The 20,261-nt window shown below is 69.7% G+C and carries 18 protein-coding genes, 1 pseudogene and 1 riboswitch; of the genes and pseudogenes, 18 read left to right on the plus strand and 1 reads right to left on the minus strand.

Going from position 1 to position 20,261, the window contains the following annotated elements; all coding sequences use genetic code 11:
* Positions 1 to 19 precede the first annotated feature (19 nt).
* The 16 genes and pseudogenes from sucD to ACOPJ3_RS06130 all read left to right on the plus strand — a co-directional run bounded on the left by sucD (position 20) and on the right by ACOPJ3_RS06130 (position 16,027).
* On the plus strand, positions 20 to 922 hold the full coding sequence (sucD, locus tag ACOPJ3_RS06055) for a succinate--CoA ligase subunit alpha (RefSeq protein WP_427870933.1): 903 nt from the start codon (positions 20 to 22) through the stop codon (positions 920 to 922).
* 124 nt (positions 923 to 1,046) lie between these two features.
* Positions 1,047 to 2,108, plus strand: a complete 1,062-nt coding sequence (locus ACOPJ3_RS06060; protein ID WP_427870934.1) for a hypothetical protein — start codon at positions 1,047 to 1,049, stop codon at positions 2,106 to 2,108.
* Positions 2,109 to 2,312: 204 nt separating this feature from the next.
* The gene (locus ACOPJ3_RS06065; RefSeq protein WP_427870935.1) at positions 2,313 to 3,326 is read left to right on the plus strand and encodes an aliphatic sulfonate ABC transporter substrate-binding protein; all 1,014 of its coding nucleotides are present in this window, start codon (positions 2,313 to 2,315) and stop codon (positions 3,324 to 3,326) included.
* A gap of 55 nt (positions 3,327 to 3,381) precedes the next feature.
* On the plus strand, positions 3,382 to 4,194 hold the full coding sequence (locus ACOPJ3_RS06070; RefSeq protein ID WP_427870936.1) for an ABC transporter permease: 813 nt from the start codon (positions 3,382 to 3,384) through the stop codon (positions 4,192 to 4,194).
* Positions 4,191 to 4,973 (plus strand): ABC transporter ATP-binding protein, encoded by a 783-nt coding sequence (locus ACOPJ3_RS06075; RefSeq protein WP_427870937.1) that lies wholly within the window; start codon positions 4,191 to 4,193, stop codon positions 4,971 to 4,973. The genes ACOPJ3_RS06070 and ACOPJ3_RS06075 overlap by 4 nt, the downstream gene beginning before the upstream one ends.
* Before the next feature lie 71 nt (positions 4,974 to 5,044).
* Positions 5,045 to 6,790, plus strand: a complete 1,746-nt coding sequence (locus ACOPJ3_RS06080; protein WP_427870938.1) for a DUF6350 family protein — start codon at positions 5,045 to 5,047, stop codon at positions 6,788 to 6,790.
* Positions 6,791 to 6,976: 186 nt separating this feature from the next.
* Positions 6,977 to 7,546, plus strand: a complete 570-nt coding sequence (locus tag ACOPJ3_RS06085; RefSeq protein ID WP_427870939.1) for a hypothetical protein — start codon at positions 6,977 to 6,979, stop codon at positions 7,544 to 7,546.
* Positions 7,547 to 7,779: 233 nt separating this feature from the next.
* A pseudogene (locus tag ACOPJ3_RS06090) lies at positions 7,780 to 8,060 on the plus strand (IS3 family transposase); the annotation flags it as partial.
* A 300-nt stretch (positions 8,061 to 8,360) separates the two neighbouring features.
* Complete coding sequence (locus ACOPJ3_RS06095; protein ID WP_427870940.1) at positions 8,361 to 9,011, plus strand: hypothetical protein; 651 nt, start codon at positions 8,361 to 8,363, stop codon at positions 9,009 to 9,011.
* A 292-nt stretch (positions 9,012 to 9,303) separates the two neighbouring features.
* Complete coding sequence (locus ACOPJ3_RS06100; RefSeq protein ID WP_427870941.1) at positions 9,304 to 9,567, plus strand: hypothetical protein; 264 nt, start codon at positions 9,304 to 9,306, stop codon at positions 9,565 to 9,567.
* Positions 9,568 to 9,648: 81 nt separating this feature from the next.
* Positions 9,649 to 9,758: riboswitch (TPP riboswitch) on the plus strand.
* Positions 9,753 to 10,859, plus strand: a complete 1,107-nt coding sequence (locus ACOPJ3_RS06105) for a thiamine ABC transporter substrate-binding protein (RefSeq protein ID WP_427870942.1) — start codon at positions 9,753 to 9,755, stop codon at positions 10,857 to 10,859. It overlaps the preceding riboswitch by 6 nt.
* Positions 10,859 to 12,634, plus strand: a complete 1,776-nt coding sequence (locus ACOPJ3_RS06110; RefSeq protein ID WP_427870943.1) for an ABC transporter permease — start codon at positions 10,859 to 10,861, stop codon at positions 12,632 to 12,634. Before ACOPJ3_RS06105 ends, ACOPJ3_RS06110 begins: the two co-directional genes overlap by 1 nt.
* On the plus strand, positions 12,634 to 13,212 hold the full coding sequence (locus ACOPJ3_RS06115) for a hypothetical protein (protein ID WP_427870944.1): 579 nt from the start codon (positions 12,634 to 12,636) through the stop codon (positions 13,210 to 13,212). The genes ACOPJ3_RS06110 and ACOPJ3_RS06115 overlap by 1 nt, the downstream gene beginning before the upstream one ends.
* Positions 13,213 to 13,221: 9 nt before the next feature.
* The gene (gene purN / locus ACOPJ3_RS06120; protein WP_427870945.1) at positions 13,222 to 13,851 is read left to right on the plus strand and encodes a phosphoribosylglycinamide formyltransferase; all 630 of its coding nucleotides are present in this window, start codon (positions 13,222 to 13,224) and stop codon (positions 13,849 to 13,851) included.
* A gap of 53 nt (positions 13,852 to 13,904) precedes the next feature.
* Positions 13,905 to 15,635, plus strand: a complete 1,731-nt coding sequence (gene purH, locus ACOPJ3_RS06125; protein WP_427870946.1) for a bifunctional phosphoribosylaminoimidazolecarboxamide formyltransferase/IMP cyclohydrolase — start codon at positions 13,905 to 13,907, stop codon at positions 15,633 to 15,635.
* A 38-nt stretch (positions 15,636 to 15,673) separates the two neighbouring features.
* Entirely contained in the window at positions 15,674 to 16,027 is a 354-nt protein-coding gene (locus ACOPJ3_RS06130) for a hypothetical protein (RefSeq protein ID WP_427870947.1), read from the plus strand.
* A 141-nt stretch (positions 16,028 to 16,168) separates the two neighbouring features.
* Here ACOPJ3_RS06130 and ACOPJ3_RS06135 read toward each other — a convergent pair whose 3' ends face one another.
* Positions 16,169 to 17,692 (minus strand): aldehyde dehydrogenase (NADP(+)), encoded by a 1,524-nt coding sequence (locus ACOPJ3_RS06135; protein ID WP_427870948.1) that lies wholly within the window; start codon positions 17,690 to 17,692, stop codon positions 16,169 to 16,171.
* Positions 17,693 to 18,068: 376 nt separating this feature from the next.
* Here ACOPJ3_RS06135 and ACOPJ3_RS06140 point away from each other — a divergent pair, with 376 nt between their 5' ends.
* Together ACOPJ3_RS06140 and ACOPJ3_RS06145 are read left to right on the plus strand one after the other, a co-directional pair.
* Entirely contained in the window at positions 18,069 to 19,253 is a 1,185-nt protein-coding gene (locus ACOPJ3_RS06140; RefSeq protein WP_427870949.1) for a branched-chain amino acid ABC transporter substrate-binding protein, read from the plus strand.
* A 112-nt stretch (positions 19,254 to 19,365) separates the two neighbouring features.
* Entirely contained in the window at positions 19,366 to 20,259 is an 894-nt protein-coding gene (locus ACOPJ3_RS06145; RefSeq protein ID WP_427870950.1) for a branched-chain amino acid ABC transporter permease, read from the plus strand.
* Positions 20,260 to 20,261 lie beyond the last annotated feature (2 nt).

The following is a 20,261-nucleotide window of genomic DNA, read 5'->3' on the forward strand; positions in this document are numbered from 1 at the left end:
CAGAAGAGAGCTTACGAATATGTCGATCTTCCTGAATAAGGATTCCAAGGTCATCGTCCAGGGCATCACCGGCGGCGAGGGCACGAAGCACACCGCGCGCATGCTCGCCGCGGGCACGAACATCGTCGGCGGCGTGAACGCGCGCAAGGCCGGCACCACGGTCTCGCACGTCGACGCGGCGGGCAACCAGGTGGAGCTCCCCGTCTTCGCGACCGTCGCCGAGGCGATGGCAGAGACGGGCGCTGACGTCTCCGTCGCGTTCGTTCCGCCGGCCTTCACGAAGGACGCCGCGGTCGAGGCCATCGACGCCGGCATCGGCCTCCTCGTCATCATCACCGAGGGCGTGCCGGTCAAGGACTCGGCCGAGCTGTGGGCGCACGCGAAGGCGACCGGCGGCAAGACCCGGATCATCGGGCCGAACTGCCCCGGCATCATCACGCCGGGCGAGTCCCTCGCGGGCATCACGCCCGCGACGATCACGGGCAAGGGCCCGATCGGCCTCGTCTCGAAGTCGGGCACGCTGACCTACCAGATGATGTACGAGCTGCGCGATCTCGGCTTCTCGACCGCGATCGGCATCGGCGGCGACCCCGTCATCGGCACGACGCACATCGACGCACTCGCGGCGTTCGAGGCGGATCCCGAGACGAAGGCGATCGTCATGATCGGTGAGATCGGCGGCGACGCCGAGGAGCGCGCGGCCGAGTTCATCAAGGCGAACGTGACGAAGCCGGTCGTCGGCTACGTCGCGGGCTTCACGGCCCCCGAGGGCAAGACGATGGGCCACGCGGGCGCGATCGTCTCCGGCTCCGCTGGCACGGCGCAGGCGAAGAAGGAGGCCCTCGAGGCCGCCGGCGTGCGCGTCGGCAAGACGCCGTCCGAGACGGCCGTCCTGCTGCGCGAGGCATTCGGCGCGCTGTAACCGAGACGCACCCCTGAAGGGGCCGGTCGCCTGTGGGCTGACCGGCCCCTTTCATGTTTCACGGTGTGACGACGCCCGGCCGCAGCGCCGCACGGGCCCGCCCGAGGTGCGGGATACTTGGGTCATGGAGCACACGAACGTGACCGGGGCGCACCTGGTCGGCAGCATCAACTTCGACGACGCAGAGACCACGATGCGGACCGCCGCCGAGCACCTGGGGGATCGGCTCAAGCGGATCCCCGACGGGGAGGTCGGCGAGCGCTTCCACTGGATCGCGTTCCAGCCGGGGCGGATCGCCGAGGCCGAGGGGATCGAGCGCGTCGGGGACACCCCGATCCCGCTCCGCATGCTCGACATCAGGCCGATCCGGATCGCGGACGGGGTGAATCCCGCCTCGCTCACGCTGCCCCCGCTCGGCTACGCGGAGGCCGCCCTCGAGTCGTGGGAGACGTTCGCGCGGCTGCAGGCCGACGGCGTGATCCCCGATGGGACCCGGTTCCAGGTGTCGCTGCCCACCCCGCTCGGGGTCGTCGGAAGCTTCGTGCGCGCCGAGGACCGCGCCGCGTTCGAGCCCGTGTACGAGGCGGCGCTCGCGCGCGAGCTCGATGCGATCCTCGCCGCGATCCCGCACGAGCGGCTCGCGATCCAGTGGGACGCCGCGCTCGAGTTCGCGATCCTGGAGCAGGCCGCGTACGCGGAGCGCGGCGGCAAGCGCTACGAGTGGTTCGACGACGCATGGGGCGGCACGAGCGAGCGGCTCGCGCGGCAGATCGACCGCGTGCCCGCAGACGTCGAGGTGGGCGTGCACCTCTGCTACGGCGATGTCGCCGAGAAGCACTTCGTCGAGCCCGCCGACACCGCGAACCTGACGCGCTTCGCGAACCTCGTGGTCGCGGCCGCGCACCGGCCGCTCACGTGGGTGCACCTTCCCGTCCCGATCGAGCGCGATGACCAGGAGTTCTTCGCGGCACTTTCGGGGCTCGAGATCCCCGAGTCGACGGAGCTCTACCTCGGGCTCGTGCACCGCGAGGACGGGGTGGAGGGCGCCGAGCGCCGGATCCGCGCCGCGCAGCAGCACGTGAGGCGCCCCTTCGGCGTCGCGACCGAGTGCGGCTTCGGCCGCGCCCCCGAGGGCACGACCATCCCGCTCTTCGAGACCCACCGAGCGGTCGCCGCCCCCCACTAACCTGCCCCCTCAAACCGACCCCACCTTGCCGTTTCTGCGCTCGATGTGCGAAATATCCGGGAAAAAGCGCACATCGAGCGCAGAACCGGCAAGGTACGCAAAACCGGCAAGGTACGCGGGGCGGGTAGGATGGTGGGGTTGTGCCTGCGGGCGCACACCCGTATCTTCGCTCCACCCCCTCGCCGGGGCCCCGAAAGGATCGCAGTGAACCGCCGTCTCCTCCGTTCGCTCTCCGTCACCGCCGCGGCAACCGCGGCCCTCGCGCTCGCCCTCACGGGCTGCTCCTCGAACGCATCCCAGGGCGGCTCCGCCCAGGGCGGCGAGGCCACGGGCGACACGATCCGCATGGGCACGCAGCCCTGGCTCGGCTACGGCCAGTGGTATGTCGCCGAGGATCAGGGCTTCTTCGCCGACAACGGCGTCAAGGTCGAGCTCTCGAGCTTCAACGCCGACGCCGATGTGAACGCCGCCCTCGCCGCCAACCGCCTCGACATGGCGAACGTCGGCGCGCAGGCCGCGCTGCAGTTCATCGAGCAGGGCGTCGACGTCTCGATCGTGCTGATGCTCGACTCGGCGACCGAGGCCGACGCGGTGCTCACCTCCTCGGGCATCCAGACGGTCGAGGATCTCAAGGGCAAGAAGGTCGCGTTCGAGCGCGGCGCCACGAGCGAGATCCTGCTCGCCGAGGCCCTCGAGGGCGCCGGCATGTCCTTCGACGACGTGAGCGTCGTCGAGTCCTCGGCCGACAAGGTCACCCCGATGCTGCTCGCGGGCCGCGTCGACGCGGGCGTCACCTACGAGCCCTACGTCAGCGAGGCGCTCGCCTCGGGCAAGGGCGTCGAGACGCTCCTCACCGCGGGCGACTACCCGGGCCTCATCACCGATGTTCTGGTCGTGCGCAACGACGTGCTCGACGAGCGCCCCGACGAGGTGCGCGAGGTGCTCGCCTCCTGGGACGAGGCCGTCGCCTTCACCGAGGCGAATCCCGACGAGGGCCGCGCGATCATCGCGAAGGGCGTCGGATCCGACGTCGCGGACCTCGAGTCGGCCTTCGAGGGCGTGCACTACTACACCCTCGCGGAGAACCGCGAGCTCCTCACGGGCCAGTACCTCACGGAGACGCTCCCCACGCTCGTGAAGGTCGCGAAGCGCATCGGCCTCATCGAGACCGACGTCGACGCGAAGTCGGCGATCCGCTCCGAGTTCCTCGGCGAGTAACACCGAGCGCCCCGCGAACGGGCGGGCGCGAGACACCAGGAGACAGGTCAGAGACGTGGCAGCAGCACCCGCGCGACGACGCCGGAGGGCCCGCATCGGCGGCCGGCTGGGCAGGCCGGCCTACCTCGCGACGGCGGTCGCGACCTTCGTCGTGCTCATCGCGGCATGGTGGGCAGCGAGCGCGTCCGGCCTCGTCGATCCGATGTTCCTGCCGGGGCCGGATCAGGTGCTTTCGGCGCTCGGCAGGCAGGCGGGCAACGGCGAGCTGTGGGCCGACATCGGGGTCAGCTCGTTCCGGATCCTGATCGGCTTCCTCCTCGCGACCGTGATGGCGATCCCGCTCGGCACGCTCATGGGCGTGAGCGCCGTCGCCGAGGCCGCGCTCGAGCCCCTCATGGACTTCATCCGGTATATGCCCGTCGTGGCATTCGTGCCGCTCACGATCGTCTGGGTCGGCATCGACGAGAGCCAGAAGTTCCTGATCATCTGGATGGGTACGTTCTTCCAGCAGGTGCTCATGGTGGCCGACGCCGTGCGCCGCACCCCGCGCAACCTCGTGAGCCTGGGCGAGACCCTCGGCCTCGGCCGGATCCAGCTCCTCACGCGCATCGTGGTCCCGTCCGCGATGCCCCGGATCTGGGACGCGCTCCGGATCACCCTCGGCTGGGCGTGGACCTGGCTCGTGGTCGCCGAGCTCGTGGCCGCCTCGAGCGGCATGGGCTTCCGGATCACGGTCGCCCAGCGCTTCTTCGAAACGGAACTCATCATCGGCTACGTGCTCGTGCTGGGCGTGCTCGGCCTCATCCTCGACCAGGCCATGCGGGCGGGCGGCCGCCGCATGTTCGCGTATCAGGAGGGCCGCTCATGAGCGCCGGATCGGGTCAGACGCAGGCGACGGCGCCGAAGCTCCTCGCCGAGGGCGTGGTCAAGCGCTTTGGCACCGTGACGGCGCTCGACGGGATCGACCTCGTGGTCGAGCGCAACGAGTTCGTGTCGATCGTCGGCGCCTCGGGCTGCGGCAAGTCGACGCTCCTCTCCCTGATCGCGGGGCTCGAGGAGCCGACCGCCGGCACGCTCGCGGTCGACGGCCGCGAGATCCTGGGCCCGGGCCGCGATCGCGGCGTCGTGTTCCAGCAGGCGACGCTCATGCCCTGGCTCACGGTGCAGAAGAACGTCGAGTTCGCGCTGCGCGGCGAGAGCGGGCTGTCGAAGTCGGAGCGCGCCGACCGCGCGCGCGAGTTCCTCGGGCTCGTCGGGCTCGCGGGCTTCGAGGGGGCGCACCCCGCGCAGCTCTCCGGCGGCATGCAGCAGCGCGCCGCCCTTGCGCGCTCGCTCTGCTACGGCCCCGATGTGCTGCTCATGGACGAGCCGTTCGGCGCCCTCGACGCGCTCACGCGCCGCACGATGCAGGAGCTGCTGCTCGAGGTCTGGGAGCAGCACCGCCTCACGGTGCTGCTCGTCACGCACGACATCGACGAGGCCGTCATCACGAGCGACCGGGTCGTCGTGATGAGCCCGCGCCCCGGCCGGGTGCGGCGCATCGTCGACGTCCCGATCCCGCGCCCGCGCACGCTCGCGTCGGAGCGCGCACCGGAGTTCCGGGAGATCTCCGACGAGATTCTCGGCCTCATCCACGAGGCCGAGTAGGGGCGAAAAGCGCTGAAAGCGCCGTGCGACTCGCCTGAGTTTCAGCGCGCTCGGAGTAGGCTTCTTTCTCGATGAGATCTTTCGTGACGGCCGTTGTCGCGGCGCTCGAGGCGGCAGCCGTGGCGCTCGCGGGCCTCGTCGTCGTCGCGGCCCCGGCGCTGCTGCTCTGGATCGTGACGTTCGGGCTCGCCGCCGAGCCGTCGGCGGTCGCGAGCTGGGCGGCCGGCGTCTGGCTGCTCGGCCACCTCGTGCCGCTCGGCTTCGAGATCCCGCCCGAGGCGGCGCTCGGCCTCGGCCTGCCTCCCGAGGCGCTCGGGATCACCCTCTCGCTCGCTCCGCTCGGGATGACGCTGCTCACGGTGTCGCTCGCGCTGCGCGCGGGCTGGCGCTTTGCGGGCCGCGGGGGAACGGGCGCGGCCGGCGCCCTCGGCGGCGCCGCGGGCTTCGGCGTGGTCGCGTTCCTCGTCTCGATGGTGGCGGCCCCCGTGCTCGCCTGGCCGACCTGGGCGGCGACGCTCGTGCCCGCGCTCGTCTACGGGCTCTCCTCGCTCGCGGCGTTCCTCGTGCGCGCGGCGCGCGACGGGCAGGACTGGTGGCAGGCGCTCGTGCGCCGCACGCTCCGCGGGCTCGACCGCGCCGGGCTCCCGAGCACCGCGGCGCTCCCGGCCCGCGCCGCGCAGACCGTGCGGCTCGCGGCCGCCTCGCTCGCGCTCTACGTCGGGATCGCGGCGCTCGCGCTCACGATCGCCCTCGTCGCGGGCTACGCGCGCGTGATTGAGCTCAGCCAGAACCTGCAGCTCGACCCGCTCGGCTCGATCCTCCTCTTCCTCGCCCAGCTCGTGATCCTCCCCGTCGGCGTCGTCTGGGCGGGCGCGTGGGCCACGGGCGCCGGGTTCTCGGTCGGGATCGGGTCCTCCGTCACCCCGTTCGAGACCCTCACCGGCCCGCTTCCCGCGCTTCCCGTGCTCGGCGCGATCCCGCAGGGCTGGGGCGCGCTCGGCGCGATCCCGCCGGCCCTCCTCGTCGTGGCCGGCATCGCGGTGGGCGCTGCGTTCGCGCGCCGACCCGAGTTCCGGCGCGTATCCTGGGCCGCCGCCTGCATCGTCCCCGTGGTCGCCGCGGCGCTCGCTGGCCTCGCGGTCGCGGGCCTCACCTTCCTCGGCTCCGGATCCATCGGACCCGACCGGCTCGCGGAGGTCGGCGCGCACCCCTGGCTCGTCGGCGGCCTCGCGGCAGGGGAGCTGGGGCTGGGGCTCCTCGTCGGCACCGTCGCCTCGCGCTTCGACGCGGCGAGGATCAGGGAGTCGCTGCCCCGCGAGGTGCCGGGCGGCGAGTCGCTCACCCGGCTGCGCGAGCGGGTCGGCGACCGCGTGGGGGAGTTCACCCGCGGCCGCGGCGCCGGCGCCGCTGGTGCCGCCGCCGGACTCGGCCCTGCCGCCGACACCGACGACCAGGAGACCGCAGACCTGAGCGAGCTTCGCGTGCGGGACGCCGACAGCGCCGACGCCGATCCGGACACCGACGACGGCTTCGACTACGGCAGCGGGTCTTCCGTGCCCGCGCAGGCCGCCGCAGAGACCCCTGAGCAGGAGACCGTGCCGCTCGACGACGCCGTGTCGGGCGTCGGAGAGGATCCGGATCCGGATCCGGATACTGAGCCAGGTCCAGAGCCTGATTCCGGTACGGCGGATGGTGCCGCAGTAGACTCCGAAACCGAGGCCATCCTGCAGGCGTACGCCTGGGACGGGGCGCAGGAGGTTTCCCCTGAGCGGGACGAGGATAGCGGCGGTTGGCGCCGGCCGTGGCGCGGGCGCTAGACCCTCATGGAGCGGGCTGACCTGCGTGGGCCCGATGGGATCGCGACGACAGGCCCCAACAGCACCTAGCCTGTGGCGCATGAACTAGCTTTCGCAGATCACCAACCCACTTGCGACGCGCACCTTGCTTCGTGGCATGCCTGGGGTGAAACTCAATGCGGATCACCCAGACACAGGAGTTCGACCATGCGTGAAGCAGAGAACCCAGGATCGACACGGTCTCAGAAGTGGTTGTTTTCGACATGGCTGTGTGCGGGGTGTTCGACCGTCGCCATCGGCGCCATCGCAGCGTTCTTTCTGGACCCGTTCAGCCCGAGCCTCGTCATCTTGCGGGACGTTGCGCTCATCGTGATTCCGGCCTGCGTCGTCGGATCGATAGTCATCTCCGCAAGCCCCGCTCGCGCCATCCACAGAGTTGCCGCCACGATCGGCGTGCTGGGGATCCTGGCAGCCTCAACTGCCTCGGTCCTGTGGATCCATGCTCTTGACGCAGAAACAGACGCGCCCTTCGGGGCCGCAACCACTCTCGCCGCGGTAGTCATGCTCTCGACCTCCATGCTGCTCTTTCTGCACTCGCACATGAGCCGAGGTCCGGTGCCCGCGATCCTGACCAGGATCCTGCTCGGAGCCGCGAGCGTCGGTTTCGGGCTGGCCGTCGTACTGCTCGCGTATCTGCCCTGTGCGGCCGCGGCCCTCGCTCTTTCTGGACTGGTCTACTCGATGGTCAAGCATCGAGGGATCACGGCCGGAGCCTGAGACGGGGCGCAGGAGGTTTCCCCTGAGCGGGAGGACGATCGCGGCGGTTGGCGCAGGCCGTGGCGCGGGCGCTAGGGCCAGGCTGCGAGGACTGTCTGAGGTAAGCCTGTTGCGGGGTAGGGGCTCATTGCGCAGGGTCGAACGAGCATTCACTTGGCGCCTGAGATACATGCCACTGCCTGCGCACCCAATGTGGTGCGAGGGGGCGCATCCCGTTTCTATTACTTCCGATCACGTCTTGGGTATTCACCAAAAGATCCGCCCTGCAGGGCTCCTACCCTCGTTCGGAACCATCGGCGATGCACCTGACAACGCGATGATGGAATCCTTCTGTTCCTCGATGCAGATCGAACTGCTCAACCGGAAGAATTGGAAGACGCGAATCGAGCTCGCGAACGCGATATTCGAGTACATCGGGGTGTTCACCAATCGCAGACGAATGCACTCGTCGGTGGGATATCAAACACACACGGACTTCGATCTTTCCCTCTCAAAACAGTTGGCACCCGCCTGAAGCTAGTGACCGGGACTGGAAACCAAACTGTAGCTCAGGTCAACCTGTCACCTAAAGGTGCGCCAGACCCCTCCTTCCAGCGGCTCCACGACACAGGCCTGCTTGTGATGTGCTGGTCGGAATGGCTGCGGACCTTTTGGTACCTTCCATCAGCAGAGTTGGGAAGCTACGGTTTGGAATTGGAACGCCGAAGCCTCCCCATCGGCTCAGAGCGTTTGCTCCAAGATTGGCGAAATTACCGTGAACGCTCGCAAACTCGCGATACTCATCTCCTTCTCCCTGGCACTACTATCGGGCCCCATGGTTTCCGCTTCCTCGGCGCTCGCTGACGGCGCCCTGGAATTCATCCAATTGAAGGACAGGGATCGAGCACAATTGCAGAGTTGCTTTGACACCTTTGCAGTGCCGAAGGCTCAACAAGACAGCCTGATCACATCTTTCCTGGACGGAAAGATGTGGAAATGCGTCACGAATGCAGAATCTCCAGTGGCTAGTGAACAGCTACTTCGGAACGGAGTTCGTTGGAACCTTGACCGCTTCAGTGATGGTTCAGTACGTGCGAACGGAATTGGAACACCAGAGTTCAGCCAGGGGCATACCCCAAGAGGGGTGAATGACTGCGGCTACGAACCCGGAAAGAAAGGGAATTTTGCGAACTGCAACATCTACTACTGGGTAGGACTTGTGCAGTCTGGCTTCAGAGCCAACTTCACCGTCGTGCATCGAGGCTGGGACAAGATTACGAGTGTGTGGGCTCCAAGTTTTACAGCGATAGGGGCGTGTAGCGCCAACGTACCGGAGCCATCAATTGTCAAACGCACCGAGAGTCCAACCGGAGCAGCAGTTGCTGGCTTTACGCCAAGCGCCACAATGTGTGCGACAAACTACTCCACAACGTTTCCCTCATATCTCCATGTCGGCGGCGACCAAGCAACGCATCATTTCCAGTGAGCAAGACTCATGACGAGTCTGTTGGTCTGGAATGTGTTGGCGGTTGCCTCGGCAATTGTTCTGATCCTTCTCAGTTGGCTGGGATATCGGTACGTCACAAGACGCTCCCGGAGGTCGAATCGCGAACGATAGGTCAGGGTGAAGAATTGATTTCTCTGTCCGAGTAAGAATTCACAGAACCTCCTCACCCCTCCTCAAGAATGCCGCTGCCCCGGCAGCACTGCTTTCTCTACCGCGCAGAGATCTCTCTTCGAAAGCCGTTACCGCAAGCCCCGCTCTCGTCGCGCACAGAGTGGCGGCCACGATCGGCGTGTTGGGGATCCTGGCGGCATCCATCGCCTCTGTCCAGTGGATCCATGCTGTTTTTCTGATTCCGCTGGTGAGCCGCGGAGCGCTGCCCGCGATCCTCACCAAGATCCTGCTCGGAGCCGCGAGCGTCGTTTTCGGCCTGGCCGTCGTACTGCTCGCGTATCTGCCCTTTGCGGCCGCGGCACTCGCTCTGTTCGGATTGGTCTTCTCGATGGTCAAGCATCGAGGGATCACAGCCGGAGCCTGAGACAGCGCGCAGGAAGTTTCCCCTGAGCGGGACGAGGATCGCGGCGGTTGGCGCCGACCGTGGCGCGGGCGCTAGGGTAGGAGCGCAATCCACGGGAGTCCCGGCGCGCGGGGCTGAGAGGGAGTACGCGTACTCCGACCGTTCAACCTGATCTGGTTCATGCCAGCGGAGGAAGGAACCCTCGAATGACCCCTGCATCATCTGCATCCGCGCCGCTCCGTCGCGCGGTCACCGTCGCGCTCTCGGCACTGGCCGTCTCGGCGCTCGCGCTCACGGGCTGCGCGACGGGAAGCGGCAACCCGGGTGGCGATGGCGGCGACGAGACGGGCGACGCGAACTCGGTCACCCTGATCGTGCACGACTCGTTCCCGAACGACGACTTCGCGAAGGCCGCGAGCGCGGCGACGGGCCTCGACGTGAAGGTGATCTCCGCCGGCGACGGCGGCGAGCTCACGAATAAGCTCGTGCTCACGAAGGGCGCCCCGATCGCCGACGCGTTCTTCGGCGTCGACACGATCTTCGCCTCGCGCCTCGTCGAGAACGACGTCGTCGAGGCCTACACGCCGAAGGAGCTGCCCGCGGGCGCCGCCGAGCTCGCGATCGACGACAAGGGATCCCTCACCCCCGTCGACCGCGGCGCGACGTGCGTGAACGTCGACACGGGCTGGTTCACCGAGCACAGCCTTCCCGAGCCGAAGAGCTACGAGGACCTCGCGAAGCCCGAGTACCAGGACCTCTCGGTGATCCTGGATCCGACCGCGTCGTCGACCGGGGCCTCCTTCCTCGTCGGCACGGTCGAGGAGTTCGGCGAGGACGGCTTCGCCGACTACTGGAAGTCGCTCCTCGACAACGGTGCGCGCCTCGAGCAGGGCTGGAGCGACGCCTACAACGGCCAGTTCACGCAGGGCGGCGGCGACGGCAAGCGCCCCATCGTCGTCTCCTACAGTTCCTCGCCGGCGTTCACGGTGAGCGAGGACGGCACCGCGACGACCACGAAGGCCCTCCTCGACACCTGCTCGAACCAGGTCGAGTACGCCGGCGTGCTGCAGGGCGCCGCGAACCCCGAGGGCGCGAAGGCCGTCGTCGACTACCTCGTCTCCCGCGAGTTCCAGGACACGGTTGCGGACGCCATGTACATGTACCCTGTCGACGAGGGCGCGAGCGTGCCTGCCGAGTGGACCCAGTTCGCCCCGCTGCCGAGCGCCGAGCAGTCGCACGACCTGCCCGCCGCCGAGATCGAGCGCGGGCGCGAGGGCTGGCTCAGGACCTTGGGCGAGCAGATCGGGCTGTAGTGCCGAGAGGTCGGGGGCGGGCGACCCACGGAAGGAACCCCGAGCAGGGCGCGCGGACGCGCCCGCTCGGGGCGTCCGCGTGGGCCGTCGCCGCGTGGGTCGCCGCGGCGGCGCTCCCGCTCGCCTTCCTCGGCCTCTTCTTCCTCTGGCCGGTCCTCTCGCTCGTCGCGACGGGCTTCCTGGCCGACGGCGGGATCGGCGGCATCGGCGCGGGCAGGCTCGACCTCTCCGGGATTCCCGAGGTGTTCGGCAGCCCGCGCACCTGGAAGGTCATCGGCCAGACCCTCGCGCAGGCCGGCCTCGCGACCGTCATCTCGGTCGCGCTCGGGCTGCCCGCGGCCCACGTGCTCTACCGGCTGCAGTTCCGGGGGCGCGGGATCCTGCGCGGCCTCCTCACGGTGCCGTTCGTGCTGCCGACCGTCGTCGTCGGCGTCGCGTTCTCGGCGCTCACGGGGGAGGGCGGCCCGCTCGCCTTCCTTGGCCTCGACCGCAGCCTCGCGGCGATCGTGCTCGCGCTCGCGTTCTTCAACGTCACGGTCCTCGCGCGCACGGTCGGCGGCTTCTGGGCGCGGCTCGACGACCGGGCCGAGCAGGCCGCGATGGTGCTCGGGGCCGGCCGGATCCGGGCCTGGCTCACCGTCACCCTGCCGGCGCTCGCGCCCGCGCTCGCCTCGGCCGCCGCGCTCGTCTTCCTCTTCAGCTCGACCTCGTTCGGGATCGTCCTGATCCTGGGCGGGCGCGAGTTCTCGAACGTCGAGACCGAGATCTACCGGCTCACGGTGCAGTATCTCGACCTGCGGGGTGCCGCCGTGCTGTCGCTCGCGCAGTTCGCGATCGTGGGGGCGGCCCTCTGGGTCTCTGCGCGGCTCCGCGCGGCGGGCGAGCGCGCCGTCGAGCTGCTCCCCGAGGGGCAGCAGCTCAGGCGGCCGGGGCGCGGCGACGTGCCCGCCATCGTCGCGCTCGCGGTCACGGCGCTCCTCCTGCACGGCCTCCCGATCCTCACGCTCGTCGCGCGTTCGCTGCGCGGGCCGGGCGGCGAGTGGACGCTCGCGAACTACGCCGCCCTCGTGTCGCCGCCCGCCGATCTGCCGCTCGACGCCCCGGTCACCTCGGCGATCTGGCTGTCGCTGCGGATGGCGCTCGTCGCCGCACTCCTCGCGATGGCGCTCGGCGTGCTGCTCGCGCTCGTGCTCTCGCGCAGGCCCGAGCGGCCGGGACTCAGGCGGGCGCTCTCGCTCTTCGACGGCCTCGTCATGCTGCCGCTCGGCGTCTCGGCCGTGACCCTCGGCTTCGGCCTGCTCATCACGATGCACCGCCCGCTCGGGATCGGGCTCGACCTGCGCACCTCGGTCGCGCTCATCCCGATCGCGCAGGCGCTCGTCGCGCTGCCCCTCGTGGTGCGGACCCTGCTGCCGGTGCTGCGCGGGATCGACCAGCAGCTCCGCTTCGCCGCCGCGACGCTCGGCGCCGGCCCGCTCGCGGTGCTCCGCACGGTCGACCTGCCGCTCCTCGGCCGCTCCGCCGGGCTCGCCCTGGGCTTCGCGTTCGCCGCGTCGCTCGGCGAGTTCGGGGCGACCTCCTTCCTCGTGCGGCCGGGGGAGCAGACGCTCCCCGTCGCGGTCGCGCGGCTCATCGGGCACCAGGCGCCCGGCAGCTACGGCGCGGGCCTCGCCGCGGCCGTGCTGCTCGGCGCGCTCGCGGCCGGCGTCATGCTGCTCGCCGAGCGCTTCCGGGCGGACGGCCGCCTCGGCGCCCAGGGGAGGGCCGAGTTCTGATGCGCGGCACCGCCCTGCTTCCAGCGCACCGGCCCGAGTTTCTCGCCGCCGACGCCCTCCTGCTGGACGGCCGCTCCGGATCCGGCAAGACGGCGCTCGCCGCAGAGCTCACCGCCGCGCTCAAGGCCGCCGGCCGCGCGCCCCAGCTCCTGCCGGTCGAGGACCTCTACCCCGGCTGGGACGGGCTCGCGGCGGGATCCGGATCCGTCGCCGCCGCCCTCGCGGCCGGCGAGTACCGCCGCTACGACTGGGTCGCCGGCCGCTTCGCCGAGACCGTGCGGCTCGATCCGGAGCGGCCCCTCCTCATCGAGGGCTGCGGCGCGCTCACCGCCGCGAACCTCGCGGCCGCGCGCGCCTGGGCCGAGCGGGCCGCGGCGGGCCACGGCCGCGGCCCGCTCGGCGACGTGCTCGGGATCTGGATCGAGGCCCCCGCCGAGCTCCGGAAGCGCCGCGCGCTCGCCCGCGACGGCGAGATGTACGCCCCGCACTGGGACCGCTGGGCCGCGCAGGAGGACACGCTCTACGCCGCCGAGCGGCCCTGGCTCCTCGCGGATCGGGTGCTCACGGCCGGAAGGTAGACTGGTCGGGTGCTGAAACTCGCAGTTCTCATCTCCGGCGGCGGGAGCAACCTCCAGGCACTCATCGCCGCCGCGGAGGATCCGTCGTTCCCCGCGCGCATCGTCTGCGTCGGGTCCGACACGGACGCTCCCGGCCTCGCCCACGCCGAGGCCGCGGGGATCCCCACCTTCGTCGTGCGGCCCCGCGACTATCACTCCCGCGAGGAGTGGGGGCAGGTGTTCGCCGCGGCGATCCAGGAGCACGGCGTCGGAACGGGCCCGGAACCCGGCCTCGTGGTGAGCGCGGGGCTCATGCGCATCCTGCCCGGTGGGTTCGTGCGCGAGTTCTCGCCGTTCCTCATCAACACGCACCCGGCCCTCCTGCCGAACTTCCCCGGCGCCCACGCCGTGCGCGACGCGCTCGCGGCAGGCGCCCCCCAGACGGGCGTCACCGTGCACATCATCGACGAGGGCGTCGACACCGGTCCCGTGCTCCGGCAGGCGAGCGTCGACGTGCGCGACGGCGAGACCGAGGACGAGCTGCACGAGCGCATCAAGCAGCTCGAGCGTCCCCTCCTCGTCGCCACCGTGCGCGAGATCGCCGAGCGCCACCTCGACCTCGAGGCCGTCGCCGCGGGGCGGGATCCGGGCCCGGCCTGATCCGGAACCAGACCACTCGACCAGACACCGAACACACGACAGCAAGGAGCCTGATGGCAGTCCAGAGCCACGACCCGAGCCTCTACGAGCACCGCGACCTCATCGAGGTGAAGCGCGCGCTCATCTCCGTGAGCGACAAGACCCGACTGCTCGATCTCGCGGCCGCGCTCGCCGAGGCCGGCGTCGAGATCGTCTCGACGGGGTCGACGGCGCAGACGATCCGCGACGCGGGCCACGCCGTGACCGACGTGTCCGAGGTGACGGGCTTCGCCGAGGCGCTCGACGGCCGCGTGAAGACGCTGCACCCCGCCGTACACTCCGGGCTCCTCGCCGACCTGCGCCTCGCGGATCACCGCGCGCAGCTCGCCGAGCTCGGCTTCGCGCCGTTCGAGCTCGTCGTCGTGAACCTCTACCCGTTCGAGGAGACCGTCGAGTCGGGCAAGCCCGCCGCCGACATCGTCGAGAACATCGACATCGGCGGCCCCGCCATGGTGCGCGCGACCGCGAAGAACCACGCGAACGCCGCGATCGTGGTCTCGCCCGCACGCTACGACGAGATCATCGCGGCCGTGCGCGAGGGCGGCACCACGCTCGCCCAGCGCCGCTCGCTCGCGACCGAGGCGTTCGTGCACACCGCGAACTACGACGGCGCCGTGGCGAACTGGTTCCTCGACCAGGAGGACGTGCGCTGGGACGACTCGGCGGCGGGTGCTGCCGGTGCTGCCGGTGACTTCGGCGCTGACGAGGAGCTCGAGGGCGACGAGGACGGATCCGAGGCCGAGGGCCTCGACCTGGTCTTCGAGCGGCCCGACGCCGACTCGCCCGCGAGCGAGATGACGCTCGGCTTCGAGATCTTCGGCCTGCGCGACTCGGTGCTGCGCTACGGCGAGAACAGCCACCAGCGCGCCGCCCTTTTCACCGAGAACGACGGCGCAGGCATCGCGCAGGCGAAGCAGCTGCACGGCAAGGAGATGTCGTACAACAACTACGTCGACGCCGACGCCGCGCTCCGCGCCGCCTTCGACCACGAGCGCCCCGCGGTCGCGATCATCAAGCACGCGAACCCGTGCGGGATCGCGGTCGCCCCCGAGGGCGCCGCCGACCCGATCGCCGCCGCGCACGAGCTCGCGCACGCGTGCGACCCCGTGTCGGCCTACGGCGGGGTCATCGCGACGAACTGCCCGGTCACGAAGGGCATGGCCGAGACCGTCTCCGGCATCTTCACCGAGGTCATCGTGGCCCCGGGCTTCGAGCCGGACGCGCTCGCGATCCTGACCCAGAAGAAAAACCTGCGCCTCATCGTGCTGCCGGCCGACTTCGCGCAGAACCCCGTCGAGATCCGCCAGGTCTCGGGCGGTTTCCTGCTGCAGGACGCCGACCGCGCGTTCGCGCCGGCGAGCGAGTGGGAGCTCGCGACGGGCGAGCCGGCCGACGCCGCGACGCTCGCCGAGCTCGAGTTCGCGTGGCGCGCGTGCCGCGCCGTGAAGTCGAACGCGATCCTGCTCGCGAAGGACGGCGCCTCGGTCGGCGTCGGCATGGGCCAGGTGAACCGCGTCGACTCGTGCCGCCTCGCGGTGCAGCGCGCGGGGGACCGCGTGGCCGGCGCGGTCGCGGCATCCGACGCCTTCTTCCCGTTCGCGGACGGGCTCGAGGTGCTACTTGAGGCCGGCGTGCGCGCCGTCGTGCAGCCCGGCGGATCCGTGCGCGACGAGGAGGTCATCGCCGCGGCGAAGGCCGCGGGCGTCACAATGTACTTCACCGGCGAGCGGCACTTCTTCCACTAGGGGGCGCTCGCGGGGAATGCGAATAACTGGAGGGGAACATGGAAATCGTTAAGGGCATCCTCGTGGTGCTGCACCTCGTCGGCTTCGGCGCCGTCTTCGGCAGCACGCTGTCGCAGCTGTCGCTCGTCAAGGAGGGCCGTGCGCGGATCACGCCGGGGATCCTGCACGGCGCGACGCTGCTCTTCGCGACGGGGCTCCTGCTCGTCGCATCGATCTACATGCTGGGCGGCGAGCCCAACAACATGAAGATCGGGGTGAAGACGCTCGTGCTCATCGGGCTGATCGTCGTCATCCTGGTGAACCGCAAGAAAGAGAACGTGTCCGGGGGCGTGCTCGGCGCGATCGCCGGCATGTCGCTCCTCAACGTGGCGCTCGCGGTGCTCTGGCACTGATCGGCGCTTCCCACGAAAAGGGGCCCGGGCCGCAGTTGCGGTCCGGGCCCCTTCGCGTCTCGGTCGGGGAGTTGTTAGCGATTTCGGTTCGAATAACCGCTGTTACGAACCGAAATCGCTAACAACCAGCGAGCGCGGGGGTTAGCGCCAGCGGGCGCCCCAGGACTTCGACTCGCCCGCGGGCGCGATCGCCTGCGGCACGCCCGCCGGGTTCGCGTCGCGGAGCGCGGCGGGGAGGAATGCGTCGGGCGCGTTCTGGTAGGCGACCGGGCGCAGGAAGCGCTTGATCGCCGAGGTGCCGACCGAGGTGCTCGCGTCGTTCGTGGTCGCGGGCCACGGGCCGCCGTGCTGCTGCGCGGGGGTCACCGCGACGCCCGTCGACCAGCCGTTGAAGAGGACGCGGCCGACCTGGGCGGCGATCGCCGAGACGAGCGCCTGGAGCTCGGCCGCGTTCGCGGTCTCGCCCGTCGCCTCCTCGGCGCTCAGGTGCAGCGTGCCCGTGAGGTTGCCCTCGTAGAACTCGGGCATGAGGGCCGCGAGGTCGGTGCCCTCGGGCACCTCTACGAGGATCGAGAGCGGGCCGAAGGCCTCCTCGACGAGCGCCTCCTTGCCGACGCGGAAGTCGTCGAGCGAGACGGCGACGACGGTGGGCGTTGCCCAGCCCTGGCCGGCGTCGTCGAAGCGCACGCCGCCCGGGATCACGGCGCGGACGCCCTGCGCGGCGAGGATCGCGTCGCGGCGCTCGGCGAAGCTGCGCGCGATGCGGGGGTCGAGCAGGCGGTGCTCGGGGAGCTCGCCGGCCGCGTGGGCGGCGGCGACCGCGTCGGGCAGCTCGGAGCCCGCGGGCACGAAGACGAAGCCCGGCTTCGTGCAGAGCTGGCCGGCGGATCCCGCGACGCTCGTGAGGTAGCCGGAGGCGATCTCGCCCGCGCGCTCGGCGATGGCCGCCGCGGTGACGAAGACGGGGTTGACGCTGCCGAGCTCGCCGTAGAACGGGATCGGAGCCGGGCGCGAGGCCGCGATGTCGGCGAGCAGGCGGCCGACCGCGATCGAGCCCGTGAACGCGCCGGCCTTGATGCGCGGATCCTTCAGCACCTCGACGCCGGCCTCGCGGCCGTGGATGAGCTGGAACGTGCCTTCGGGCATGCCGGCGCCCGCGAGCGCGGCGGCGGCGACCTCGGCGGTCGCGTCGGAGAGCTCGGGATGGCCCGAGTGCGCCTTCACGATGAGCGGGCAGCCCGCGGCGAGGATCGACGCGGAGTCGCCGCCCATGACGGAGAACGCGAAGGGGAAGTTCGAGGCCGAGAAGTTGATGACCGGGCCGAGGGGGAGGTGGGTGCGGCGGATGTCGGGGCGCACGCCGAGGGCGAAGTCGGAGTCTGCGTAGTCGATGCGGGCGTCGAGGTAGCCGCCGTCGACGAGCGTGTCCGCGAAGAGGCGCAGCTGCACGGCGGTGCGGGTGACCTCGCCGCTCAGGCGGGCCTCCGTGAGGCCGGTCTCCCGCATGCCGATCTCGACGAGGTGCGCCTTCGCGTCCTCGAGCGCGTCGGCGACCGCGACGATCGCGCGGGCGCGCTCCTCGGGGGAGGTCGCGGCGAATGCCGGGGCCGCGGCCGCTGCGCGCGCGACGACGGACTCGAGTTCGGGGGTGAGAGTGCCTGTCATAGCTGTTCTCCATTCACGGGTCGGGATTCACGGGTCGGGGTGCATGCCGCGAGCCTCGCTCGGGGCCGGCGAACAATCTGCCATGTGCAATTGTACAGCGAGAAACGGGCTCCGTTTCGAATGCTCGCGCACCTCACAGTCTGGCACGGGATCGGGGCATTCGGACCGCCGGTGATGACCTGTGAAGGGGTCAATGACCGTGCATTTTTGCGTCATCTGGCGGGTGACGTAGCACTATGTATCATCCGTGTCCGAATCGTGACCTGAGTGGTACCTGGGTGCCCCGGTGATCTGTACTATGGCACATAGCGTTGGGACCCAGCGCGATCTGAAGTCCTTCCAAAGATTCGAAGATGCATCCGGAAAGGTAAGTCATATGTTCTCAGCTCACAACCACCGCGGACGTCGGTTGGCCGCGGTCGGAGCCATCGTGCTCTCGGCTGGACTCGCGCTCAGCGGCTGTTCAGGTGGACTCGCGGGCGGCGGCGGCGGTGACTCGGGGGATGGCCCGATCAAGCTCGGCATGCTCGCACCCTTCTCCGGTTCCGAGGCCGCCTTCGGCGACTACATGAAGAACGGCGCCCAGATGGCGATCGACGAGATCAACAAGGACGGCGGCGTCGACGGCCGCGACCTCGAGCTCGTCGTCGAGGACGACGCCTGCGACGCGACCACCTCGGTCGCCGCGGCCCAGAAGCTCGTCACGGCGGGCGTGCTCGCCTCAGTCGGCGGCTACTGCTCGGGCGCGACGCTCCCGACGCTCCCGATCTTCGCCGAGGCGAACATCCCCATGGTGATCCCGGCCGCGAACTCGAACGCGCTCGTCGGCCAGGGTGCGTTCCTCATCAACGGCACCGGCGCTCAGCAGGCCGCCGCCATCGTGAAGTACGCGAACCAGGAGGGCGCGACGAAGGTCGCCGTCGTCGACGACAACACCGACTACTCCAAGGACCTCGCGAAGTCCGTGCAGGAGCAGGCGAAGACCGACGGCAAGTTCGAGATCGTGAAGACCGACTCCGTGAACCCAGATGAGAAGGACTTCGCGGCGAACGTCAACAACGTCACGGGAGCGAGCCCCGACTTCATCGTCTGGACGGGCTACTACCAGGCCGGCGGCCTGCTGATCCGTCAGTTCCGCGAGGCAGGCTACGAGGGCACGATCCTCGTCGGCGACGGCTCGGTTGACGCCCAGCTCGCCGCGATCGCCGGTGCGGAGAACACCGCGGGCGTCGTCGGCACCTTCACGCAGACCCCCGACATGCTCGAGGGCGCTGAGGACTGGATCAAGAACTACAAGGAGCAGTTCGGCGCGGATCCTGGCCCCTACTCGACGCAGAGCTACGACGCGGTCCGCGTGGTCGCCGAGGCGATGAAGAACGCGAAGTCCACCGACGGCGAGAAGGTCGTGGAGGCTCTCAACGGCCTCAAGGACTTCCCGCTCTTCTCGGGCCCCGCGACCTTCACGAAGGAGGGCACCCTCGAGGGCAGCGGCGGCTTCGTCATCGTCGAGCCCACCGGTGAGGGCGGGGCGTTCGTCATGAAGGACGACCTGCAGGGCTGAGATATGGGGGCCGCTCGGAACGAAAACCGAGCGGCCCCTCTCTTTCCCACCCCTCAGCGCTCGACTTCTTTCGCGCCTCCCCACACCCACGCGAACCTGCAAAGGCGGTAACGTGTTTCAACTTGTCTGGAACGGACTCTTCGTCGGGGCCTTCTATGCGCTCGTGGCCCTCGGCTACAGCATGGTCTACGGCATCATCAAGCTTCTGAACTTCGCGCATGGCGACCTGTACATGCTCGGTTCCTTCATCGCATTCGTGATCCTCGGAGCGACCACGGGGCTCTTCGGCATCGGCTCGATCCCGATCCTGCTCCTCGTGCTCCTCATCACGATGCTCCTCACCGGCGGCGTCGGCGTCGTGATCGAGCGCGTCGCCTACCGGCCGCTGCGCACGAGCCCGCGGCTCGCGGCGCTCATCACCGCGGTCGGCGTGTCCTTCACGCTGGAGTACGCGGTGCGGCAGATCTTCGGCGCCAGCCCGAAGGTCTTCCCGATCAGGCTCTCCGGCAACCCGATCGAGATCCTCGGGGCCCGGATCACGATGCCCCAGATCATCCTCATGCTCGTCGCGGCGATCCTGATGTTTGTGCTGCAGCGCTACATCATGCACTCCCGCGAGGGTCGCGCCATGCGCGCGATCGCGCTCGATCAGAAGGCGTCGCTCCTCATGGGCGTCAACGTCAACCGTGTCATCTCGCGCACGTTCTTCATCGGATCGGCCCTCGCGGGCGCGGCAGGTGTCATGGCCGCCGCCTACTACGGCACGATCGACTTCCTGATGGGCTTCGTGATCGGATTGAAGGCCTTCACGGCCGCCGTGATCGGCGGCATCGGCAACCTCTACGGTGCGATGATCGGAGGCCTCGTCCTCGGACTGCTCGAGTCCTTCGGCACGCACTTCCTCGGGGGACAGTGGCGCGACGTCTTCGCGTTCGGCTTCCTGATCCTCTTCCTCGTGTTCAAGCCCACCGGCATCCTCGGTGAGCGCGTCGTGGAGCGGGTGTGATC

The sequence above is a fragment of the Leucobacter luti genome, assembly GCF_050310065.1.
In the GTDB taxonomy this organism is placed as follows: Bacteria; Actinomycetota; Actinomycetes; order Actinomycetales; family Microbacteriaceae; genus Leucobacter; species Leucobacter luti_B.

Excerpts from the sequence above, each read along its gene's own strand:
- sucD (WP_427870933.1), top strand. The coding sequence starts at position 20 with ATGTCGATCTTCCTGAATAAGGATTCCAAGGTCATCGTCCAGGGCATC.
- ACOPJ3_RS06060 (WP_427870934.1), top strand. The coding sequence starts at position 1,047 with ATGGAGCACACGAACGTGACCGGGGCGCACCTGGTCGGCAGCATCAAC.
- ACOPJ3_RS06075 (WP_427870937.1), top strand. The coding sequence starts at position 4,191 with ATGAGCGCCGGATCGGGTCAGACGCAGGCGACGGCGCCGAAGCTCCTC.
- ACOPJ3_RS06080 (WP_427870938.1), top strand. The coding sequence starts at position 5,045 with ATGAGATCTTTCGTGACGGCCGTTGTCGCGGCGCTCGAGGCGGCAGCC.
- ACOPJ3_RS06085 (WP_427870939.1), top strand. The coding sequence starts at position 6,977 with ATGCGTGAAGCAGAGAACCCAGGATCGACACGGTCTCAGAAGTGGTTG.
- ACOPJ3_RS06095 (WP_427870940.1), top strand. The coding sequence starts at position 8,361 with ATGGTTTCCGCTTCCTCGGCGCTCGCTGACGGCGCCCTGGAATTCATC.
- ACOPJ3_RS06105 (WP_427870942.1), top strand. The coding sequence starts at position 9,753 with ATGACCCCTGCATCATCTGCATCCGCGCCGCTCCGTCGCGCGGTCACC.
- ACOPJ3_RS06115 (WP_427870944.1), top strand. The coding sequence starts at position 12,634 with ATGCGCGGCACCGCCCTGCTTCCAGCGCACCGGCCCGAGTTTCTCGCC.
- purH (WP_427870946.1), top strand. The coding sequence starts at position 13,905 with ATGGCAGTCCAGAGCCACGACCCGAGCCTCTACGAGCACCGCGACCTC.
- ACOPJ3_RS06130 (WP_427870947.1), top strand. The coding sequence starts at position 15,674 with ATGGAAATCGTTAAGGGCATCCTCGTGGTGCTGCACCTCGTCGGCTTC.
- ACOPJ3_RS06135 (WP_427870948.1), bottom strand. The coding sequence starts at position 17,692 with ATGACAGGCACTCTCACCCCCGAACTCGAGTCCGTCGTCGCGCGCGCA.
- ACOPJ3_RS06140 (WP_427870949.1), top strand. The coding sequence starts at position 18,069 with ATGTTCTCAGCTCACAACCACCGCGGACGTCGGTTGGCCGCGGTCGGA.